The sequence below is a fragment of the Streptomyces sp. KL116D genome (genome assembly GCF_030766975.1).
Lineage (GTDB): Bacteria > Actinomycetota > Actinomycetes > Streptomycetales > Streptomycetaceae > Streptomyces > Streptomyces longispororuber_A.
On sequence record NZ_JASERH010000126.1, the window covers coordinates 183,343 to 200,886 of the forward strand.

General features: G+C 71.3%; 19 protein-coding genes and 1 tRNA gene. 9 read left to right on the plus strand and 11 right to left on the minus strand.

The genetic code is table 11. The annotated features are described in order from the left end of the window. Window positions 1-74 precede the first annotated feature (74 nt). Window positions 75-148, minus strand: a tRNA-Pro gene (locus RBJ77_RS46900). Window positions 149-292: 144 nt separating this feature from the next. Further along, on the minus strand, window positions 293-1,240 hold the full coding sequence (locus RBJ77_RS46905; protein WP_372350561.1) for a metallophosphoesterase: 948 nt from the start codon (window positions 1,238-1,240) through the stop codon (window positions 293-295). Window positions 1,241-1,316: 76 nt separating this feature from the next. Between RBJ77_RS46905 and RBJ77_RS46910 the strand changes: the two genes are divergently transcribed. Then, window positions 1,317-1,781 carry a GatB/YqeY domain-containing protein gene (locus tag RBJ77_RS46910; protein WP_372350562.1) on the plus strand — a complete coding sequence of 155 codons (465 nt, stop codon included), beginning with the start codon at window positions 1,317-1,319 and terminating at the stop codon, window positions 1,779-1,781. 96 nt (window positions 1,782-1,877) lie between these two features. Here RBJ77_RS46910 and RBJ77_RS46915 read toward each other — a convergent pair whose 3' ends face one another. Next, window positions 1,878-4,136 carry a transglycosylase domain-containing protein gene (locus tag RBJ77_RS46915; protein ID WP_372350563.1) on the minus strand — a complete coding sequence of 753 codons (2,259 nt, stop codon included), beginning with the start codon at window positions 4,134-4,136 and terminating at the stop codon, window positions 1,878-1,880. 472 nt (window positions 4,137-4,608) lie between these two features. Here RBJ77_RS46915 and RBJ77_RS46920 point away from each other — a divergent pair, with 472 nt between their 5' ends. After that, window positions 4,609-4,953, plus strand: a complete 345-nt coding sequence (locus RBJ77_RS46920) for a WhiB family transcriptional regulator (RefSeq protein WP_255975015.1) — start codon at window positions 4,609-4,611, stop codon at window positions 4,951-4,953. A gap of 33 nt (window positions 4,954-4,986) precedes the next feature. Here the strand turns inward: RBJ77_RS46920 and RBJ77_RS46925 are convergent, their stop codons facing one another. Both RBJ77_RS46925 and RBJ77_RS46930 read right to left on the minus strand, forming a co-directional pair. After that, window positions 4,987-6,237: an ArsA family ATPase gene (locus RBJ77_RS46925; protein ID WP_372350564.1), complete on the minus strand. Its 1,251-nt coding sequence runs from the start codon at window positions 6,235-6,237 to the stop codon at window positions 4,987-4,989. 44 nt (window positions 6,238-6,281) lie between these two features. After that, entirely contained in the window at window positions 6,282-7,241 is a 960-nt protein-coding gene (locus tag RBJ77_RS46930; RefSeq protein ID WP_372350565.1) for an ArsA family ATPase, read from the minus strand. Between the two features lie 85 nt (window positions 7,242-7,326). On the opposite strand from RBJ77_RS46930, the gene RBJ77_RS46935 reads away from it, so the two are divergent. The 4 genes from RBJ77_RS46935 to RBJ77_RS46950 all read left to right on the plus strand — a co-directional run bounded on the left by RBJ77_RS46935 (window position 7,327) and on the right by RBJ77_RS46950 (window position 9,746). Beyond that, window positions 7,327-7,491 carry a DUF4177 domain-containing protein gene (locus tag RBJ77_RS46935; RefSeq protein ID WP_073494871.1) on the plus strand — a complete coding sequence of 55 codons (165 nt, stop codon included), beginning with the start codon at window positions 7,327-7,329 and terminating at the stop codon, window positions 7,489-7,491. Continuing rightward, complete coding sequence (locus tag RBJ77_RS46940; protein WP_372350566.1) at window positions 7,488-7,961, plus strand: RidA family protein; 474 nt, start codon at window positions 7,488-7,490, stop codon at window positions 7,959-7,961. Before RBJ77_RS46935 ends, RBJ77_RS46940 begins: the two co-directional genes overlap by 4 nt. 82 nt (window positions 7,962-8,043) lie before the next feature. Then, window positions 8,044-8,919, plus strand: coding sequence for an NUDIX hydrolase (locus tag RBJ77_RS46945; RefSeq protein ID WP_372350567.1), 876 nt, complete (start codon window positions 8,044-8,046; stop codon window positions 8,917-8,919). After that, a complete protein-coding gene (locus tag RBJ77_RS46950) occupies window positions 8,916-9,746 on the plus strand; it encodes an MBL fold metallo-hydrolase (RefSeq protein WP_372350568.1) in 831 nt (276 codons plus the stop codon). Before RBJ77_RS46945 ends, RBJ77_RS46950 begins: the two co-directional genes overlap by 4 nt. Here the strand turns inward: RBJ77_RS46950 and RBJ77_RS46955 are convergent. From RBJ77_RS46955 to RBJ77_RS46965, 3 genes are all read right to left on the minus strand, one after another. After that, window positions 9,743-10,663 carry a sigma-70 family RNA polymerase sigma factor gene (locus RBJ77_RS46955; protein ID WP_372350569.1) on the minus strand — a complete coding sequence of 307 codons (921 nt, stop codon included), beginning with the start codon at window positions 10,661-10,663 and terminating at the stop codon, window positions 9,743-9,745. The genes RBJ77_RS46950 and RBJ77_RS46955 overlap by 4 nt on opposite strands. A 24-nt stretch (window positions 10,664-10,687) precedes the next feature. After that, complete coding sequence (locus RBJ77_RS46960) at window positions 10,688-11,494, minus strand: nucleotidyltransferase domain-containing protein (RefSeq protein WP_372350570.1); 807 nt, start codon at window positions 11,492-11,494, stop codon at window positions 10,688-10,690. Between the two features lie 133 nt (window positions 11,495-11,627). Further along, the gene (locus RBJ77_RS46965; protein ID WP_016642758.1) at window positions 11,628-12,302 is read right to left on the minus strand and encodes a Crp/Fnr family transcriptional regulator; all 675 of its coding nucleotides are present in this window, start codon (window positions 12,300-12,302) and stop codon (window positions 11,628-11,630) included. A gap of 346 nt (window positions 12,303-12,648) precedes the next feature. Here RBJ77_RS46965 and nth point away from each other — a divergent pair, with 346 nt between their 5' ends. The 3 genes from nth (at window position 12,649) to RBJ77_RS46980 (ending at window position 15,707) form a co-directional block, all read left to right on the plus strand. Then, a complete protein-coding gene (gene nth, locus RBJ77_RS46970) occupies window positions 12,649-13,584 on the plus strand; it encodes an endonuclease III (RefSeq protein WP_372350585.1) in 936 nt (311 codons plus the stop codon). A 61-nt stretch (window positions 13,585-13,645) separates the two neighbouring features. Next, the gene (locus RBJ77_RS46975) at window positions 13,646-14,419 is read left to right on the plus strand and encodes a CoA pyrophosphatase (RefSeq protein ID WP_372350571.1); all 774 of its coding nucleotides are present in this window, start codon (window positions 13,646-13,648) and stop codon (window positions 14,417-14,419) included. Window positions 14,420-14,507: 88 nt separating this feature from the next. After that, window positions 14,508-15,707 carry a MarP family serine protease gene (locus RBJ77_RS46980; RefSeq protein ID WP_372350572.1) on the plus strand — a complete coding sequence of 400 codons (1,200 nt, stop codon included), beginning with the start codon at window positions 14,508-14,510 and terminating at the stop codon, window positions 15,705-15,707. A gap of 21 nt (window positions 15,708-15,728) precedes the next feature. Here the strand turns inward: RBJ77_RS46980 and RBJ77_RS46985 are convergent, their stop codons facing one another. The 3 genes from RBJ77_RS46985 to RBJ77_RS46995 form a co-directional block, all read right to left on the minus strand. After that, entirely contained in the window at window positions 15,729-15,914 is a 186-nt protein-coding gene (locus RBJ77_RS46985) for a hypothetical protein (protein ID WP_255980546.1), read from the minus strand. A gap of 149 nt (window positions 15,915-16,063) precedes the next feature. Continuing rightward, on the minus strand, window positions 16,064-17,005 hold the full coding sequence (locus RBJ77_RS46990; RefSeq protein ID WP_372350573.1) for an alpha/beta fold hydrolase: 942 nt from the start codon (window positions 17,003-17,005) through the stop codon (window positions 16,064-16,066). Beyond that, window positions 17,002-17,490, minus strand: coding sequence for a phage holin family protein (locus RBJ77_RS46995; protein ID WP_372350574.1), 489 nt, complete (start codon window positions 17,488-17,490; stop codon window positions 17,002-17,004). Before RBJ77_RS46995 ends, RBJ77_RS46990 begins: the two co-directional genes overlap by 4 nt. Window positions 17,491-17,544: the final 54 nt, after the last annotated feature.

Genomic DNA, 17,544 nt, shown 5'->3' on the forward strand with positions numbered 1-17,544 from the left:
CCGGACGGGGCCCACACAGAAACAGGTGAGGCGCCTACCGAATCCGGTAGGCGCCTCACCTGCTGTTCTGGCTGTCGGGGTGGCGGGATTTGAACCCACGACCTCTTCGTCCCGAACGAAGCGCGCTGCCAAGCTGCGCTACACCCCGATGTCGTTGCTCCGCTCTCTGCTGTTCTGCAGGTCGCGGCGACATCGATTACTTTAGCGGACCGGCGGCCTGAGACGAAATCCGGTTTTCGGGGGCCCGGATCCCGGGCCCGGTCCGGCGGGGCGGGGCCGCTTCCGGGAGGGGCTACTTGCGGGGCTGTGCCGGTGTCAGCGTCAGCAGGCTCGCCTCCGGCGGGCAGGCGAAGCGGACCGGCGTGTAGCGGTTCGTGCCGCAGCCCGCCGAGACGTGGAGGTACGAGGTGCGGCCCGCCGCCTCGTGCGTGGACAGGCCCTTCACGCGGTCCGTGTCCAGGTCGCAGTTGGTGACGAGGGCGCCGTAGAAGGGGATGCAGAGCTGGCCGCCGTGGGTGTGCCCGGCGAGGATCAGCGGATAGCCGTCGGAGGCGAAGGCGTCCAGGGCGCGCAGGTAGGGGGCGTGGACCACGCCCATCGAGAAGTCGGGGCCGGACAGCGGGCCGCCCGCCACCTCCGCGTACCGGTCGCGCTTGATGTGCGGGTCGTCCAGGCCGGTGAGGCCGATCTCGACGCCGGCCACCTTGAGCGTGCCGCGGGTGTTGGTGAGGTTGAGCCAGCCCGCCTCGTCGAAGCCGTCGCGCAGCCCCTCCCACGGGTTGCGGGGGACGCCGACGGCCGGTCCCTGGCCGTTCAGGCCGTGCTTGCCGGAGACCTTCTCCAGCAGATACCGGCCGGGGTTGCGGAACTTGGGGCCGTAGTAGTCGTTCGAGCCGAAGACGTACGCGCCGGGGAACTCCATCAGCGGGCCGAGCGCGTCGAGCACCTCGGGGACGCCCTCCGGGTCGGAGAGGTTGTCGCCCGTGTTGATGACGAAGTCGGGGCGCAGTCCGGCGAGCGAGCGCAGCCAGCGCTGCTTCTTGCGCTGGCCGCCGACCATGTGGATGTCGGAGACCTGGAGGATGCGCAGCGGGCGCATGCCCGCGGGCAGGACCGGGACCGTCACCCGTCGCAGTCGGAAGGAGCGGGCCTCGAAGCCCGCCGCGTAGGCCACTCCGGCGGCGCCCGCCGCCATCACTCCGGCCGTCACCTTCAGGGGAATCCCGTATCGCGCGCGCATGGGCCCATCGTGTCAGACGGGCCGGGCCCCGGAAATCGGCGGGCGCCGCCACCCCGGCACCTGCGACAATCAAGTCATGACCACGCTCAAGTCCAAGCTGCAGGACGACCTCAACGCCGCGATCAAGGGGCGCGACGCGCTGCGCTCCTCGACGCTCCGGATGACCCTCGCCGCGATCACCACTCAGGAGGTCGCGGGCAAGGAGAAGCGCGAGCTCTCCGATGACGAGGTGCAGGCGGTGATCGTCAAGGAGGCGAAGAAGCGCCGCGAGGCGGCCGAGGCCTTCGAGAAGGGCGGGCGCGCCGAGTCCGCCGCCCAGGAGAAGGCGGAGGGCGAGGTGCTCGCCGAGTACCTGCCGCAGCAGCTGACCGACGCCGAGCTGGAGCAGATCGTCGCGCAGGCCGTCGAGGAGGCCAGGGCGGCGGGTGCCGAGGGCGGCAAGGCCATGGGCCAGGTCATGAAGATCGTGAAGCCCAAGGTCGCGGACCGTGCCGACGGCGGCCGGGTCGCCGCGACGGTGAAGCGCCTGCTCGCGGGCTGAGACCGGGCACCCGGCGGACACATCCGTCGGGTACGTGAAAGGGGCGCTCCCCGCCGGGGAGCGCCCCTTTCGCATGGTTCACGTGCGCGGGGAGGGTCAGCGGCCCCAGCCGCCGCCGTTCCCGTTCCCGTTGTTGCCGCCGATCAGGTCCGGCGGGATCGAGATGCCGGGCAGCGGGTCGTCGCCCCCGTCGCCTCCGTCGCCGCCGTCGTCACCGGGCTTGCCGTCGTCGCGGCCCTTGTCCCGGCCCTTGTCCTTGTCCTTGTCCTTCTTGTCGGGGTTGGGGATGTCGACCAGGTTGAAGCCGGGCGCGGGCTTGCCGGCCAGGGCGCCGGTCATGGCGCTGCGCCAGATCGGGCCCGGGGTGTCGGCGCCGTAGACCTTGTCGTGGAACCGGCCGCCGATGGGGATGTTCACCATCTCGACGTTCTGCTGCGGGCTGCCGACCCAGACGGCACCGGACAGGTTCGGCGTGTAGCCGACGAACCAGGCGTTCTTCCGGGCGTCGGTGGTACCGGTCTTGCCCGCGTTGGCCCGGCTCTGCAGGCCGGCCTGCTGACCCGTACCGGAGTCGGTCACGCCGCTGAGCAGGGTGTTGATCTTGTCGGCGGTCTCCGTCGACATGGCGCGCGAGCACTTCGTCTTCGGCACGTCGAGCGCCTTGCCCTGCGGGTCGGTGATCGAATCGATGGCGACGGGCGTGCAGTACGTGCCGCGGTTGGCGAACGCCGCGTACGCGGACGCCATCGTCAGCGGCGACAGACCCGTCGAGCCGAGCGTCATCGACGAGGGCACCTCGTCGACCTTGGTGCCGTTGCCCTGCACCACGCCCAGCTTGTCGGTCATCTGGACGACCGGGCACATACCGGTGTCGGCGACCATCTGCACGAAGTACGTGTTGATGGACTTCTCCATCGCCTCCTTGAGGCGATAGGGGCCGACCTCCGACTCGTTCTCGTTCTCCACCATCGCCGGGTTGGTCCGCGAGTTCACCCACGGCTTGCCGCTGCAGGTCTGCACCGAGCTCGGGTACGGCATCTCGTACGGCGCCGGGTACTCCTGCGTGACCGGCGTGCCCTTCTCCAGGGCCGCCGCCGCCAGGAACGGCTTGAACGTCGAACCGGTCGGGAAGCCGTAGTTCGAGCCGTGGTACTTGGCGTTGACGGAGTAGTTGTACTCCGTCTCGTTCTTGTCGTAGCCGTACGGCTTCGACTGGCCCATGCCGAGGATCTTGCCGGTGCCGGGCTCGACGAGGGTGACGGCCGTCGCGACCTTGTCCGACTTGTAGACGTTCTCGCTTATGGCCGCCTGGACCGAGTCCTGCGACTGCGGTTCGAGGGTGGTCTTCACCGTCAGGCCGCCGCGGTTCCACACCTTGGCCCTGGCTTCCTTCGTCTCGCCGAAGACCGGGTCGTTGAGGAAGACCTGCTTGACGTAGTCGCAGAAGAAGGCCGCGCCCTTGACCGCGGTGATGCAGCCGTTCTGCGGCTTGCTGACCTTCAGGCCGAGCGGTGTCTCCTTGGCCTTGTCCGCCTCGGCCTGCGAGATGTCGTGCACCTCGGCCATGCGCTGCAGCACGACGTTGCGCCGCTTCTTCGCCTCGGCCTCGTCGTTGACGGGGTCGTAGCGGCTCGGCGACTGCACGATGCCCGCGAGCAGCGCGGACTCCTGCACGTTCAGGTCCTTGGCGTGCTTGGAGAAGTAGCGCTGCGCGGCCGCCTCGACGCCGTAGGCCTGCTGCCCGAAGTACGTGATGTTCAGGTAGTTGGCGAGGATCTTCTTCTTGCCCAGCTCGTCCTCGACCTGGATCGCGTACTTGAGCTCGCGGACCTTGCGGCCGATCGTCTGCTGGGTGGCCTGCGCGACCTTGGTGGGGTCGTCGCCGGCCTCCTCGATGAAGACGTTCTTCACGTACTGCTGGGTGAGGGTGGAGGCGCCCTGGGAGACGCCGCCGTCCCGCGCGTTCGCGTTGATCGCGCGCAGGATGCCCTTCGCGTCGACCGCCCCGTGCTCGTAGAACCGGGAGTCCTCGATCGCGACGAGCGCCTTCTGCATGTACGGCGAGATCTGATCGAGGGGGACCACCGTGCGGTCGCGCGAGTAGACGGTCGCGATCTTCCCGCCCTGGCTGTCCAGGATCGTGGTGCGCTGGCTCAGCGGCGGGGTCTTCAGGTTGGCGGGGATCTCGTCGAACCCCTCGACGGAACCCTTGGCCGCGAGGCCGAGCGCGCCCGCGGCGGGCAGCGCGATTCCGGCGAGCACGGCTCCCGAGAGCACGCTGACACCGAGGAACTTGGCGGCCTGTTGGGCCGGCGACATACCGCCGCCGTTACCGGCCGAGCGCTTCTTTCCCATGGGGGGCAGCCTACGTTCTGATTCTCCGGACAGGCGTATATGCCTTGGCCTAAGCTGCACTCAACTGTCACAGCAGTGCGGTCTCGTATCAAGACGTGGGACGCCCCCGAAACGTTCCCGGCACTTTTCCCGGCTCGTCGAAGCTTGTCGAAGTGCCTCTTGTAGTCATTCCCGTCCCCCTCCGCGGACCTCTCGCGCGGGGCTCGGAGGGTGTCCGAATCCGCCTCGTGTGTCACCCGACGCCCGTTGTGGCTCAAGTGAACTGTCCCGGTTTGCCGGGGTTATTACGCATGTCCCTCGGTCACTCCGTCGGGTGATCTGCCGCTTACGCATAGTCCGTTCGGGCCATTCAAGATTGGGCCCGAAGGGGGTGTTGCGCTGTGCCCACCTTCCGTAACGTCCTCAACTGGCGGCGGTGAATATGCCGCTGCCGCCGTGGGGGAGCCTCGATTCGGGAGAGGACGGCGCCGGTATGGGCTGGGTAGTCGACTGGAGTGCGCAGGCGGCCTGCCGCACTACCGATCCGGATGAACTGTTCGTTCAAGGAGCAGCGCAGAACCGGGCGAAGGCGGTGTGCACGGGATGTCCCGTGCGGACCGAGTGCCTGGCGGACGCGCTCGACAATCGCGTCGAGTTCGGCGTGTGGGGTGGCATGACGGAGCGGGAGCGTCGCGCACTGCTGCGCAGGCGTCCGACCGTCACCTCATGGCGCCGTCTGCTTGAGACGGCGCGGACGGAGTACGAGCGCGACACGGGGCTGCTGCCCGTCGAGCTCGAGGACGACGAGACGTACGAGAGGTACGCGGCCGTCGGGTAGACGGCGCGCGTCACCAGCCGACGTACGTACGGCTCACGATGCTCCGGCCGGATTGCCACCGGCCGCGAGCCGATGTCCGATGTCCCTGAGACCTGCCAGGTCGTGCACGTCGCCCGGCAGGGCCGCGACCTCCGTCACGGCGACCTCGGGGTGGAGAGCGGTGAAGCGGTCACGCGTGCGCTGTTCGCGGGCGACCACCTGCATGCGCTCGGCGTGCAACCGCAGCAGTCCCGCGGTCAGTTGCTCGGTGGTGGGGTCCGAAGGGGCCTCCGCTACGGCGGGGGAGCCTGGCGCGGGAGCGGTACGAACCTCTTCCTTCCCGCCCGTCTGATCCACAATGCGGCGCTCGTCAAGATTTTCCGCGGCCGCCAGGGCGCGCTCGGCGGACAGCCGTCCCGCACCGCTGCCGTGCACCCGGTTCAGCACGAGACCGGCCAGCGGCATCCGCTCCGCCGCCAGCCGCTCCACGAAGTACGCGGCCTCGCGCAGCGCGTCCCGCTCGGGCGCGGCGACCACGAGGAACGCGGTGCCGGGCGCCTGCAGCAGCTTGTACGTGGCGTCTGCGCGGGTCCGGAAACCGCCGAACGTGGTGTCCATCGCGGCCACGAACGTCTGGACGTCGCGCAGGAGTTGACCGCCGAGCAGCTTGCCGAGCGTGCCGGTCATCATCGACATCCCGACGTTCAGGAACTTCATGCCCGCGCGCCCGCCGACCTTCGCCGGCGCCATCAGGAGCCGGATCAGCTTCCCGTCCAGGAACGAGCCGAGCCGGGTCGGCGCGTCCAGGAAGTCGAGCGCGGAGCGGGACGGCGGGGTGTCCACGACGATCAGGTCCCACTCGTCGCGCGAGCGGAGCTGGCCCAGCTTCTCCATCGCCATGTACTCCTGCGTGCCCGCGAAGCCCGCCGAGAGCGACTGGTAGAAGGGGTTGGAGAGGATCGCCTTCGCGCGCTCCTCGTCCGCGTGCGCCTCGACGATCTCGTCGAAGGTGCGCTTCATGTCGAGCATCATCGCGTGCAGCTCGCCGCCCGCGGCGTCATCGATGTCCTTGACCCGGCGCGGGGTGTTGTCCAGCGAGTCGATGCCCATGGACTGGGCGAGCCGGCGCGCCGGGTCGATGGTGAGGACGACGACCTTGCGGCCGCGCTCGGCCGCGCGCAGGCCGAGGGCGGCCGCGGTCGTCGTCTTGCCGACGCCGCCGCTGCCGCAGCAGACCACGATGCGGGTGGCAGGGTCGTCGAGCAGCGGATCGACGTCGAGCGGGGCCTGCGGATCCAGCGTCATGAATGGCGTCCTGTCATGAATGGCGTCCTGTCCTGGAGCGGTCCCTAAATCCCTTGCCGCCGCAGCTCCTCGGCGAGCGTGTACAGCCCGGAGAGGTCCAGCCCCTCGGTGAGCAGCGGCAGTTCGTGCAGCGGGAGGCCCGCCGCGGCGAGCTGCTCGCGCTGGGCGCGCTCCAGGGCGTACCGCTCCGCGTACTCCCCGGCCTGGGTGAGCAGCGGCCCGGCGAGCCGCTTCGCGCTGCCGATGCCCGCCGCGGTCAGCGCCTCGACGACGGCCGGACGGATCCCGGTGTCCCGGGTCAGGGCCAGGGCGGGTTCCCCGAGAAGCGCGGGCCGCACCATGTTCACCATGATCCTTCCCACCGGGAGGTTCGCGGCGCGCAGTTCGGCGACCCCGTCGAGGGTCTCCTGCACCGGCATCTCCTCCAGGAGGGTCACCAGGTGCACGGCGGTCTCACGGGACTTGAGGACCCGCATGACGGCCTGTGCCTGATTGTGTATCGGGCCGATCTTGGCCAGTCCGGCGACCTCGTCGTTCACGTTCAGGAACCGGGTGATCCGCCCGGTCGGCGGCGCGTCCATCACGACGTGGTCGTACGCGTACCGCCCCTGCTTGTCCTTGCGCCGGACCGCCTCGCACGCCTTGCCGGTCAGCAGCACGTCCCGCAGGCCCGGTGCGACCGTGGTGGCGAAGTCGATCGCGCCCAGCTTCTTCAGGGCGCGGCCCGCGCCGCCCAGCTTGTAGAACATCTGGAGGTAGTCGAGCAGCGCCAGCTCGGGGTCGATGGCCAGCGCGTACACCTCACCCCCGCCCGGCGCGACGGCGATCTTCCGCTCCTCGTAGGGAAGTGCCTCGGTCTCAAAGAGCTGTGCGATGCCCTGTCTGCCCTCCACCTCCACAAGGAGCGTGCGCCTGCCCTCCGTCGCGAGGGCGAGCGCGAGTGCGGCGGCGACCGTGGTCTTTCCGGTACCGCCCTTGCCGCTGACGACCTGGAGCCTGCTCACGTATTCGAGCCTAACCAGTACGTGCCCGGATCACGCAGGAGCCTCCGGAACGCCGCAGGTCGATCAGGCCGCTACAGTCGGCCCCATGGCTAAGAAGTGGGAATACGCGACGGTGCCGCTCCTGGTGCACGCGACGAAGCAGATCCTGGACACCTGGGGCGAGGACGGCTGGGAGCTCGTCCAGGTCGTGCCGGGGCCGAACAACCCCGAGCAGCTGGTGGCGTACCTGAAGCGCGAGAAGCAGGCATGAGCGGGCAGGTCGAGGCGCGGCTCGCGGAGCTCGGGCTGACGCTGCCGCCCGTCGTCCCGCCGGTCGCCGCGTACCAGCCGGCCGTGCGGTCCGGCGTGTACGTGTACACGGCGGGGCAGCTCCCGATGGTCGACGGCAAGCTGCCGCTGACGGGCAAGGTCGGCGACGAGGTCACGGCCGAGGAGGCCAAGGACCTGGCCCGCACCTGCGCCCTGAACGCGCTGGCCGCCGTGAAGTCCGTCGCCGGTGACCTGGACCGCATCGCGCGCGTCGTGAAGGTCGTCGGCTTCGTGGCCTCCGCCACCGACTTCACCGGGCAGCCCGGTGTCATCAACGGCGCCAGCGAGCTGCTCGGCGAGGTGCTCGGCGACAAGGGCGTGCACGCCCGCAGCGCCGTCGGCGTCGCGGTGCTGCCGCTGGACGCGCCGGTCGAGGTCGAGTTCCAGGTGGAGCTCACCCCCGAGGCCTGAGCCACCGCCGTCCGTGAGGCCGTCCGATCTTCGATTCGGGCGGCCTCTCGAACATCCGGGTGACACGAGATAGCCTCCGGCCATGTCCAACGGCCAGTGGTACCCGCCGGAGTGGCCGGACCGCATCCGCGCCCTCGCCGCCGGCACGCTCACCCCCGCGACGCCCCGCCGCGCGGCCACGGTGATGCTGCTCAGGGACGCGTCCCCGGACGGCACGGAAGTGCACATGCTCCGCAGACGCGCCTCGATGGCCTTCGCCGCCGGGGCCTACGCCTACCCGGGCGGCGGCGTCGACCCGCGCGACGACGACCGGCAGGTCCGCTGGGCCGGGCCGGCGCGGCAGGAGTGGGCCGAGCGGCTCGGCGTCCCCGAGAAGGACGCCCAGGCGATCGTCTGCGCCGCCGTGCGCGAGACGTTCGAGGAGGCGGGCGTGCTGCTCGCCGGGCCGACCCCGGACACCGTCGTCGACGACACCACGGGCGAGCGGTGGCAGGCCGACCGGCAGGCACTGATCGACCGGGACCTGTCCTTCGCCGAGTTCCTGGAGGCCCGCGGCCTGGTGCTCCGCTCCGACCTGCTGGCCGCGTGGGCGCGCTGGATCACCCCCGAGTTCGAGCCGCGCCGCTACGACACCTGGTTCTTCGCGGCCGCCCTCCCGGCGGGCCAGCGCACCAGCGACGACTCCTCCGAGGCGGACCGCACCGTGTGGATCAGGCCCGAGCGGGCCGTGGCGGCGTACGACCGGGGCGAGTTGACGATGATGCCGCCCACCGTCGCGACGCTGCGCACGCTGGCCGAGCACTCCCGGGTACGGGACGCCCTCGACGGCTCCACCCGGCGCGATCTGACCCCCGTACTGGCGCAGGCGCACCTGGCGGACGGCGAGTTGGTGCTGTCCTGGCCGGGACACGACGAGTTCACCAAGCACATTCCGACCGCCGGGGGAGCCGGACGATGACCGAAGCAGCCGCCCTGCCGGGGCAGCCCCGCGGCGGGGTGCTCTCCGGCCCCGCCACCGCCCGCGCCGTCAACGTGCTCGCGCCCAACGCGTCCGCGATGACCCTCGACGGCACGAACACCTGGATCCTCGCCGAGCCGGACAGCGAGCTGGCCGTCGTCATCGACCCGGGGCCGCTGGACGACGACCACCTGAAGAACGTGATCGGCGTCGCGGAGGCCGCGGGCCGCCGGATCGGGCTGATCCTCCTCACCCACGGCCATCCCGACCACGCCGAGGGCGCGGGCCGGTTCGCGGAGCTGACCGGGACGAAGGTGCGGGCGCTCGACCCGGCGCTGCGGCTCGGCGACGAGGGGCTCGCGGCGGGCGACGTCGTCACGACCGGCGGGCTCGAACTGCGGGTCGTGCCCACGCCCGGCCACACCTCGGACTCGCTCTGCTTCCACCTGCCCGCCGACGGGGCCGTGCTGACCGGCGACACGATCCTCGGCCGGGGCACGACGATGGTCGCGCACCCCGACGGCCGCCTCGGCGACTACCTCGACTCGCTGCGTCGGCTGCGCTCCCTGACGGTCGACGACGGGGTGCACACGGTGCTGCCCGGCCACGGCCCGGTCCTGGAGGACGCCCAGGGCGCCGTCGAGTTCTACCTCGCGCACCGCGCCCACCGGCTCGCCCAGGTCGAGACCGCCGTCGAGGACGGCCACCTGACGTCGTCCGACGTCGTCGCGCACGTGTACGCCGACGTGGACAGGTCCCTGTGGCCGGCGGCCGAGCTGTCCGTCCTGGCCCAGCTCGACTACCTGCGCGAACACGGGCTGATCTAGGGGCGGGGCCAGCCGAGGGGCGTGGCGGCGAGGCGCTCCGGGTCGGCGATGATGTCGACGCCGACGACCTTGCCGTCGCGGAACGTGAAGCCGAGGATCGAGGTGACGCGGCCCTCCGGCGCCGCCACGATGCCCAGCGCGTCGCCCACGAGCGCCGCGTACGAGGCCGGCGCCATCCTGCCGTAGAACGCGGCCTGACCGGCGACCTCCAGGGCGCCGCGGACCAGCTTGGTCGCCGCGCCGGGCCCCGCGTCGACCCGCAACAGGACGTCCGGGTCGAGGAGTTCGAGCAGCGCCTCGAAGTCACCGGCCCGCGAGGCGGCCAGCCAGGCGTCGACGACGACGCGCTGCCGGGCGAGATCGGTGTCCTGCGGCACGGTGGCGCCCTGCACCCGGCGCCGCGCCCGGCTCGCCAGCTGCCGGGTCGCCGCCGGGGTGCGCTCCACGATCGGCGCGAGCTCCTCGAACGGCACCGTGAACATGTCGTGCAGCACGAACGCCAGCCGCTCCGCCGGTGCCAGCGTGTCCAGGACGACGAGCAGCGCCAGGCCCACCGAGTCCGCCAGCTCGGCCTCCGTGACCGGGTCGCCGGCGTCGGCGGGGCGGATCACCGGGTCGGGGACGTGGATCTCGCCGGTGCCGGGATCGAGGGGGTCCTCACGGCGCGCCGTGCGGGTGCGCAGCATGTCCAGGCAGATCCGGCCGACGACGGTGGTCAGCCAGCCGCCCAGGTTCCGCACGTCGTCGCTGTCGGCGCGCTGCAGCCGCAGCCACCCCTCCTGGACCGCGTCCTCCGCCTCGCTCAGTGATCCGAGCATGCGGTACGCGACGGACCGCAGCCGTCCGCGCTCCGCCTCGAAACGGACCGCCAGGTCGGCCGTCGACGGCGAAGCGGACGGCGATGGTGACTGTGACACGGGTGGGTCCTCCCCCTCGGGCCCTCAGGGCCGCGGATTCTTGATGCCGTGCACGCGCGCGTACTCCGCCGCGAGCCACGGCCCGATCTCCTCGGTGTACGTGTGCAGTGCGTCGAGGTCGCCGGTGGGGTCCTGCGCGGCGGCGGCCGTGGCCCGCATCCGCCCCGCCCACCGCGGGTAGTACTCCCCGAACACCTCGGCCATCTCGACAAGATCGCTGGTCCATCCGTTCCAGCGCGGCATGACGAGGGTGAAGCCGGTCCTGACGAGGTGCCGGGCGGTGCGGCGCTGGAGGCCGCGCAGGTCGTCGGGGGCGGCCGCGGCGATCTGCTCGCGCCAGCGCGGCAGGAACAGGGCGAGGTCCCCGTTCGTCTCCCGGGCCAGCAGGGACGTGGGCCGGTAGCGCGGCAGGTACTCGGCGAGGTCCTCGGCGAGCAGGGGCGTGCACAGACAGGCGACGAACCAGCCCAGGTCGTACGTCTCCAGCGCGCTGAGCACCCGCTCCCTGCTGTACAGCAGCGTGCCCACGCCGTCGACCTGCGCGAACTCCTTGTCCAGCGACTCGTCGAGCATCCGGGCGTCGGCCCGGTCGGCCTCGGTGGGCTCGGCGCGCAGGGCCAGCAGCAGATCGAGGTCGGAGCGGCCGGGGCGGGCGGTGCCGCGCGGCACGGACCCGTAGAGGTAGGCGCCCGTCATGCGTGCCCCGAAGACGTCGAGCAGCCGGTCGCGGGCGGCGGCCACGACGGGACGGAACGGTTCGCCGATCCGGGCGAGGGAGCCCTCGCGCGCGATGTATCCCTGGGCGTCGAGCCCGCGGGTCAGGTTGGCCATGGGGCAACTGTGCAGGGAAGTGCCGCGCAGGGCACGGCATTTCCGCGCGTCGACGCCGACGGGTCCCGCCACGCGTGGTGGCGGGACCCGTCGGTGTGCGGCTGTGTGCGGCTGTGTGCGTCTGGGCTGACCCTCAGCGGGAGCGCTTCGCGAGGCGCTCCACGTCCAGCAGGATCACGGCGCGGGCCTCCAGGCGGAGCCAGCCGCGGCCCGCGAAGTCCGCGAGCGCCTTGTTGACCGTCTCGCGGGAGGCGCCGACCAGCTGGGCCAGCTCTTCCTGCGTCAGGTCGTGCACGACGTGGATGCCCTCCTCGGACTGCACGCCGAAGCGGCGCGACAGGTCGAGCAGCGCGCGGGCGACACGGCCCGGCACGTCGGAGAAGACCAGGTCGGACATCTGGTCGTTCGTCTTGCGCAGCCGGCGGGCGACGGCGCGCAGCAGGGCGGCGGCCACCTCCGGGCGTGCGTTCAGCCAGGGCTGGAGGTCGCCGTGGCCGAGGCCGAGCAGCTTCACCTCGGTCAGCGCGCTGGCGGTCGCCGTGCGGGGGCCCGGGTCGAAGAGCGACAGCTCTCCGATGAGCTCGCCGGGGCCGAGCACGGCCAGCATGTTCTCCCGGCCGTCGGGGGAGGTGCGGTGGAGCTTCACCTTGCCCTCGGTGACCACGTAGAGGCGGTCCCCGGGGTCCCCCTCGTGGAACAGGGCATCGCCGCGCGCGAGGGTCACCTCACTCATGGAGGCGCGGAGCTCCGCGGCCTGCTCGTCATCGAGCGCCGCGAAGAGCGGGGCGCGCCGCAGAACGTCGTCCACGAGTTTCTCTCCTATGTCGCCTGCACTGTGGGGATCGATCGAAATCGACCCGGGAGGGTATTTCCCGCTCCCCATTTTGCCGGACGGTCCAAACAGTGTGATCAGTCACTCAGGCACAAGTCTGCCGCACCTGCGTCACAACCCGAGGGGGAGGGGGCCAATCGGGGGCCGATCCAGTGGCTCCGGGGCGGATGTCAGTGCCTGGCTCTAGGCTGGACGGGTGTCCAAAAAGCCGGTGGTAGCGCAGGCGAAGGGGGTCGGGGCGGTGTCGGCCGACCACGATTCCGCTGTGGGCGAACACCTGCGGGGCAGCCCCGTGTCCGTCGAGGGAAAGGCGGCCCGGTCCATGCCTGCCGCGAAGAAGTCCGCCGCCGAGCGGGTGGCGCCGGCCAAGAAGGCTCCGGCCAAGAAGGCGTCGACCGAGAAGGCTCCGGTCGAGAAGGCGTCGGTCGAGAAGGCTCCGGTCAAGAAGGCCCCGGCCAGGAAAGCCGCCTCCGCCAAGCCCGAGAGTCACACGGCGCTCGTCCGGCGGGCCCGGAAGATCAACCGGGAGCTCGCGGAGGCGTATCCGTACGCGCACCCGGAGCTGGACTTCGAGAACCCCTTCCAGCTGCTCGTGGCCACGGTGATGTCCGCCCAGACGACGGACCTGAGGGTCAATCAGACGACCCCGGGCCTGTTCGCCAAGTACCCGACCCCGGAGGACCTGGCCGCGGCCAACCCGGAGGAGGTCGAGGAGCTGATCAGGCCGACCGGCTTCTTCCGCGCCAAGACGCGGTCGATCATGGGCCTCGCGAAGGCGCTGAGCGAGGACTTCGGCGGCGAGGTGCCGGGCCGCCTCGAAGACCTGGTCAAGCTGCCGGGCGTGGGCCGCAAGACGGCCTTCGTGGTGTTGGGGAACGCGTTCGGACGTCCCGGCATCACCGTCGACACCCACTTCGGCCGGCTCGTCCGCCGCTGGAAGTGGACCGAGGAGACCGACCCGGACAAGGTGGAGAAGGCCGTCGGCGCGCTCTTCCCGAAGAGCGACTGGACGCAGCTCAGCCACAACGTGATCTTCCACGGCCGCCGCATCTGCCACGCCCGCAAGCCGGCCTGCGGCGCCTGCCCGATCGCCCCGCTCTGCCCGGCGTACGGGGAGGGCGAGACGGACCCGGAGAAGGCGAAGAAGCTGCTCAAGTACGAGAAGGGCGGCTTCCCCGGCCAGCGCCTCAGGCCCCCGCAGTCGTACCTGGACGCGGGCGGCATCCCGGCCCCGCCGCTGGGCGGCACGATCGGGTGACGGGGGAACGAACGGGGGGCGGTCGGGCGTTGGGCCCATCACGACAGGGACGGGGGCGGCGATGAAGCACGTGAGCGAGATCGGCGGAACGAGCGGGTCCGGCGGGCCGAGCGGGACCGGCGGGCCGAGCGGGTCCGGCGGGCCGGGAGGCGGCGGAGCCGCGGACGCGGACGTCTCGCTGCGCACGGAGGGCCTGCCGCAGTGGCTGGCCCCGGTGGCCCGTGCCGCCGAGACCGTCAGCGGGGACCAGCTCAGCCGCTTCCTGCCGCCGAAGGACGGAGCGGGCCGGCAGTCCGCCGTCCTCATCCTGTTCGGCGAGGGCGAGCGCGGCCCCGAGCTGCTGCTGATGGAGCGCTCCGGCTCGCTCAGATCGCACGCGGGCCAGCCGTCGTTCCCCGGCGGCGCCCTCGACCCGGAGGACGGCGACCCGCGCGCCGACGGCCCGCTGAGAGCCGCCCTGCGGGAGGCCTGGGAGGAGACCGGCCTCGATCCGCGCGGCGTCCAGCTCTTCGGCGTGCTGCCGAAGCTGTACATCCCGGTGAGCGGATTCGTCGTCACGCCCGTACTGGGATGGTGGCGGGTGCCGAGCCCCGTCGCCGCCGTCGACCCCGCGGAGACGGCCCGGGTCTTCACGGTCCCCGTGGCCGATCTCACGGACCCGGCGAACCGGGCGACGACGGTCCACCCGAGCGGTCACAAGGGCCCGGCGTTCCTCGTGGAATCCGCGCTGGTCTGGGGTTTCACGGCCGGCGTGATCGACCGGATCCTGCACTACGCGGGCTGGGAGCGCCCCTGGGACAGGGAGAACACGGTGCCGCTCGACTGGCGGTCATGACAGGCTGGCCCCCGTGCCGTGTCGCCCCGGGCACCCCCGGGCCCCGGCCGGAAGTGGCGAAGCGAGACGTTAGGCGAGGCTTGAATCGGTGAACGTGCTGGACATCCTGCTGCTCGCCGCTGCCGTGTGGTTCGCGATCGTCGGTTACCGCCAGGGTTTCGTCGTCGGCATCCTGTCGGTGATCGGTTTCCTCGGCGGCGGCCTCGTCGCGGTCTACGCGCTGCCCGTCATCTGGGGCGCGGCCACCGACGACGCGGAGGTCACCACGACCGCCGCGGTCGTGGCCGTGGTCGTGGTGATCGTCTGCGCCTCGGTCGGCCAGGCCTTCACCACCCACCTGGGGAACAAGCTCCGCAGATACATCACCTGGTCCCCGGCCCGCGCGCTCGACGCGACCGGCGGCGCGCTGGTGAACGTGGCGGCGATGCTGCTGGTCGCCTGGCTGATAGGTTCCGCCCTCGCCGGCACCACGCTGCCCACGCTCGGCAAGGAGGTCCGCAGCTCCAAGGTGCTGCTCGGGGTCTCCAGGGCGCTGCCCGCGCAGGCGGACACCTGGTTCGCCGACTTCTCCTCCACCCTCGCGCAGAACGGGTTCCCGCAGGTCTTCAGCCCGTTCGCGAACGAGCCGATCACCGAGGTCCGGCCGCCCGACCCGGCCCTGGCGAACAGCCGGGTCGCGTCGAACGCCAAGCGGTCCATCGTCAAGGTCGTGGGCCAGGCGCCCAGTTGCGGCAAGGTTCTGGAGGGCACCGGCTTCGTCTTCTCCGACCGCCGCGTGATGACGAACGCGCACGTGGTCGGCGGCGTCGACGAGCCCACCGTCCAGATAGGCGGCGAGGGCATCAAGTACGACGCGAAGGTCGTGCTCTACGACTGGAAGCGCGACATCGCGGTCCTGGACGTGCCCGCGCTGAAGGCGCCCCCGCTCCAGTTCACGCAGACCGACGCGGAGCGTGCCGGCGACGCGATCGTCGCGGGCTTCCCGGAGAACGGCGCGTACGACGTCCGCCCCGCGCGCGTGCGCGGCCGGATCGACGCGTCGGGCCCGGACATCTACCACCGCGGCACGGTCCAGCGCGACGTGTACTCGCTGTACGCGACGGTCCGTCAGGGCAACTCCGGCGGACCGCTGCTCACCCCCGACGGCAGGGTCTACGGCGTCGTCTTCGCCAAGTCCCTGGACAACGCGGACACGGGGTACGCACTGACCGGGGACGAGATCCGCACCGACATCACCCAGGGCCGCTCGGCGGTCCAGCAGGTGGACACGGACGCCTGCGCGCTCTAGGGCCTGGGGCGGGGCGGAGTCTCAGCCGCGACTTGTGTGGCGCAGCCGCGCCGAGACCCACCGGGCCCGACGGCGCAGGATGCGCGGAATGCCCAGCCGGGGATCGTGCGCCACGTGCTCCTGCGGCGCCCCCCTCTGGGGAGAGCCCAGCGTCATCGCTGGGCGGCGATTGCGTGCTGCGTCACTGTAGTCGTGCGTCCAGCCCATACACCGACGTGTGCCCGTGCCTCATGGTCGGTAACCGCCCCCACGGCCCCCAATTGGCGTATGCGCCAGGCATTTGGCTGTTCGTAGGACAGACGTTCCCGCCCGCATACCGGTCACTCACCCGAAGCTCACCGAGAGCTCACGGATGCTCACCGATCGGGCTCGGGATCCTTCAGCCAGTTGACCAGTTCGGTGGAGAAGGCGACCGGGTCCTCCTCATGCGGGAAGTGTCCGAGGCCGTCGAACAGGCGCCAGCGGTACGGCGCTTCGACGTACTCGCCGGAGCCGGCCGCGCTGCGGGTGCGCATCACGGGGTCGAGCGAGCCGTGCAGGTGCAGCGTCGGCACCCGGACCGGGCGCTTCATCCGCCGGTTGAACTGGATTCCGTCCGGCCGCGCGAGCGACCGCACCATCCAGCGGTACGGCTCGATCGAGCAGTGTGCGGTCGACGGGATGCACATAGCCTGCTGGTACGTCTGGACGGTCTTGTCGTCGGGCTGGCGCGGGCCCGACCAGTCGCGGACCAGGTCGCCCACCAACGCGCCGTCGTTCGCCACCAGTTGACGCTCCGGCAGCCACGGCCGCTGGAAGCCCCAGACGAACGAACCCGAGCGCGTCTGCCGGTAGTCCGCGAGCATCGCCGAGCGCCAGCGCCGCGGATGCGGCATCGACGACACCGCGAGCCGCCGCACCAGCTTGGGCCGCATCACCGCCGCGGTCCACGCGAGGTAGCCGCCGAGGTCGTGCCCGACGAGCGCGGCGTCCGGCTCGCCGAGGGAGCGGACGACGCCCGTGATGTCGAGCGCGAGGTTCGCCGGGTCGTAACCCCGTGGCGTACGGTCGCTGCCGCCCACGCCGCGCAGGTCCATCGCGACGGCCCGGAACCCGGCGTCGGCGAGCGCGACGAGCTGGTGCCGCCACGACCACCAGAACTGCGGGAAGCCGTGCAGGAGGAGGACCAGCGGGCCGTCCCCCATCTCGGCGATGTGGAAGCGCGCGCCGTTGGCCGCGACGTCCCGATGGGTCCAGGGACCATCAAGTCGTACGACCGAGGAGGGCGGTTGAGCCGAAGGGGTGGCGGGGTCCGTCATGAAGACGAGCGTGCCACAGCCTCGATGGCCTCGGGGACACGGTCGCCCGGCGTCACCTGACGGGGGTGCGGCTTGGCGTTCTGCAGTACGCCCGCCGACTCCTTGACCGAGGCGGCGACCTTCTGCGGGCCCTTGCCCTTCTTGGCCTTCTTGGCGAAGACGGTGCCGATCAGCGCGAGGACCGCGGCGACCAGCACGTTCGCGGCGAAGGAGAGCAGGAAGCAGATCGCCATGTTCCAGTGCGACCAGGTCCGGATGCCGTAGGCGAGCGCGAAGCTCAGCATCGGCAGCGAGAACACCAGCACCATCAGCGCCGCCGAGAACGCGCCGCCGCTCACCGCCCCCTTCTTCACGTCCTGCTTGAGCTGCGCCTTCGCGAGGGCGATCTCGTCGTGCACCAGCGCGGACATCTCGGTCGTCGCCGAGGCGAACAGCTGGCCGATGCTGCGTTCGGCGCCGACCGGGCTGCCGTCGGGTGCGCTCATCGCTTTCTCCCTGTTCTCCTGTGGAGGGCCATCTGAAGGAGCAGTCCGTACGAG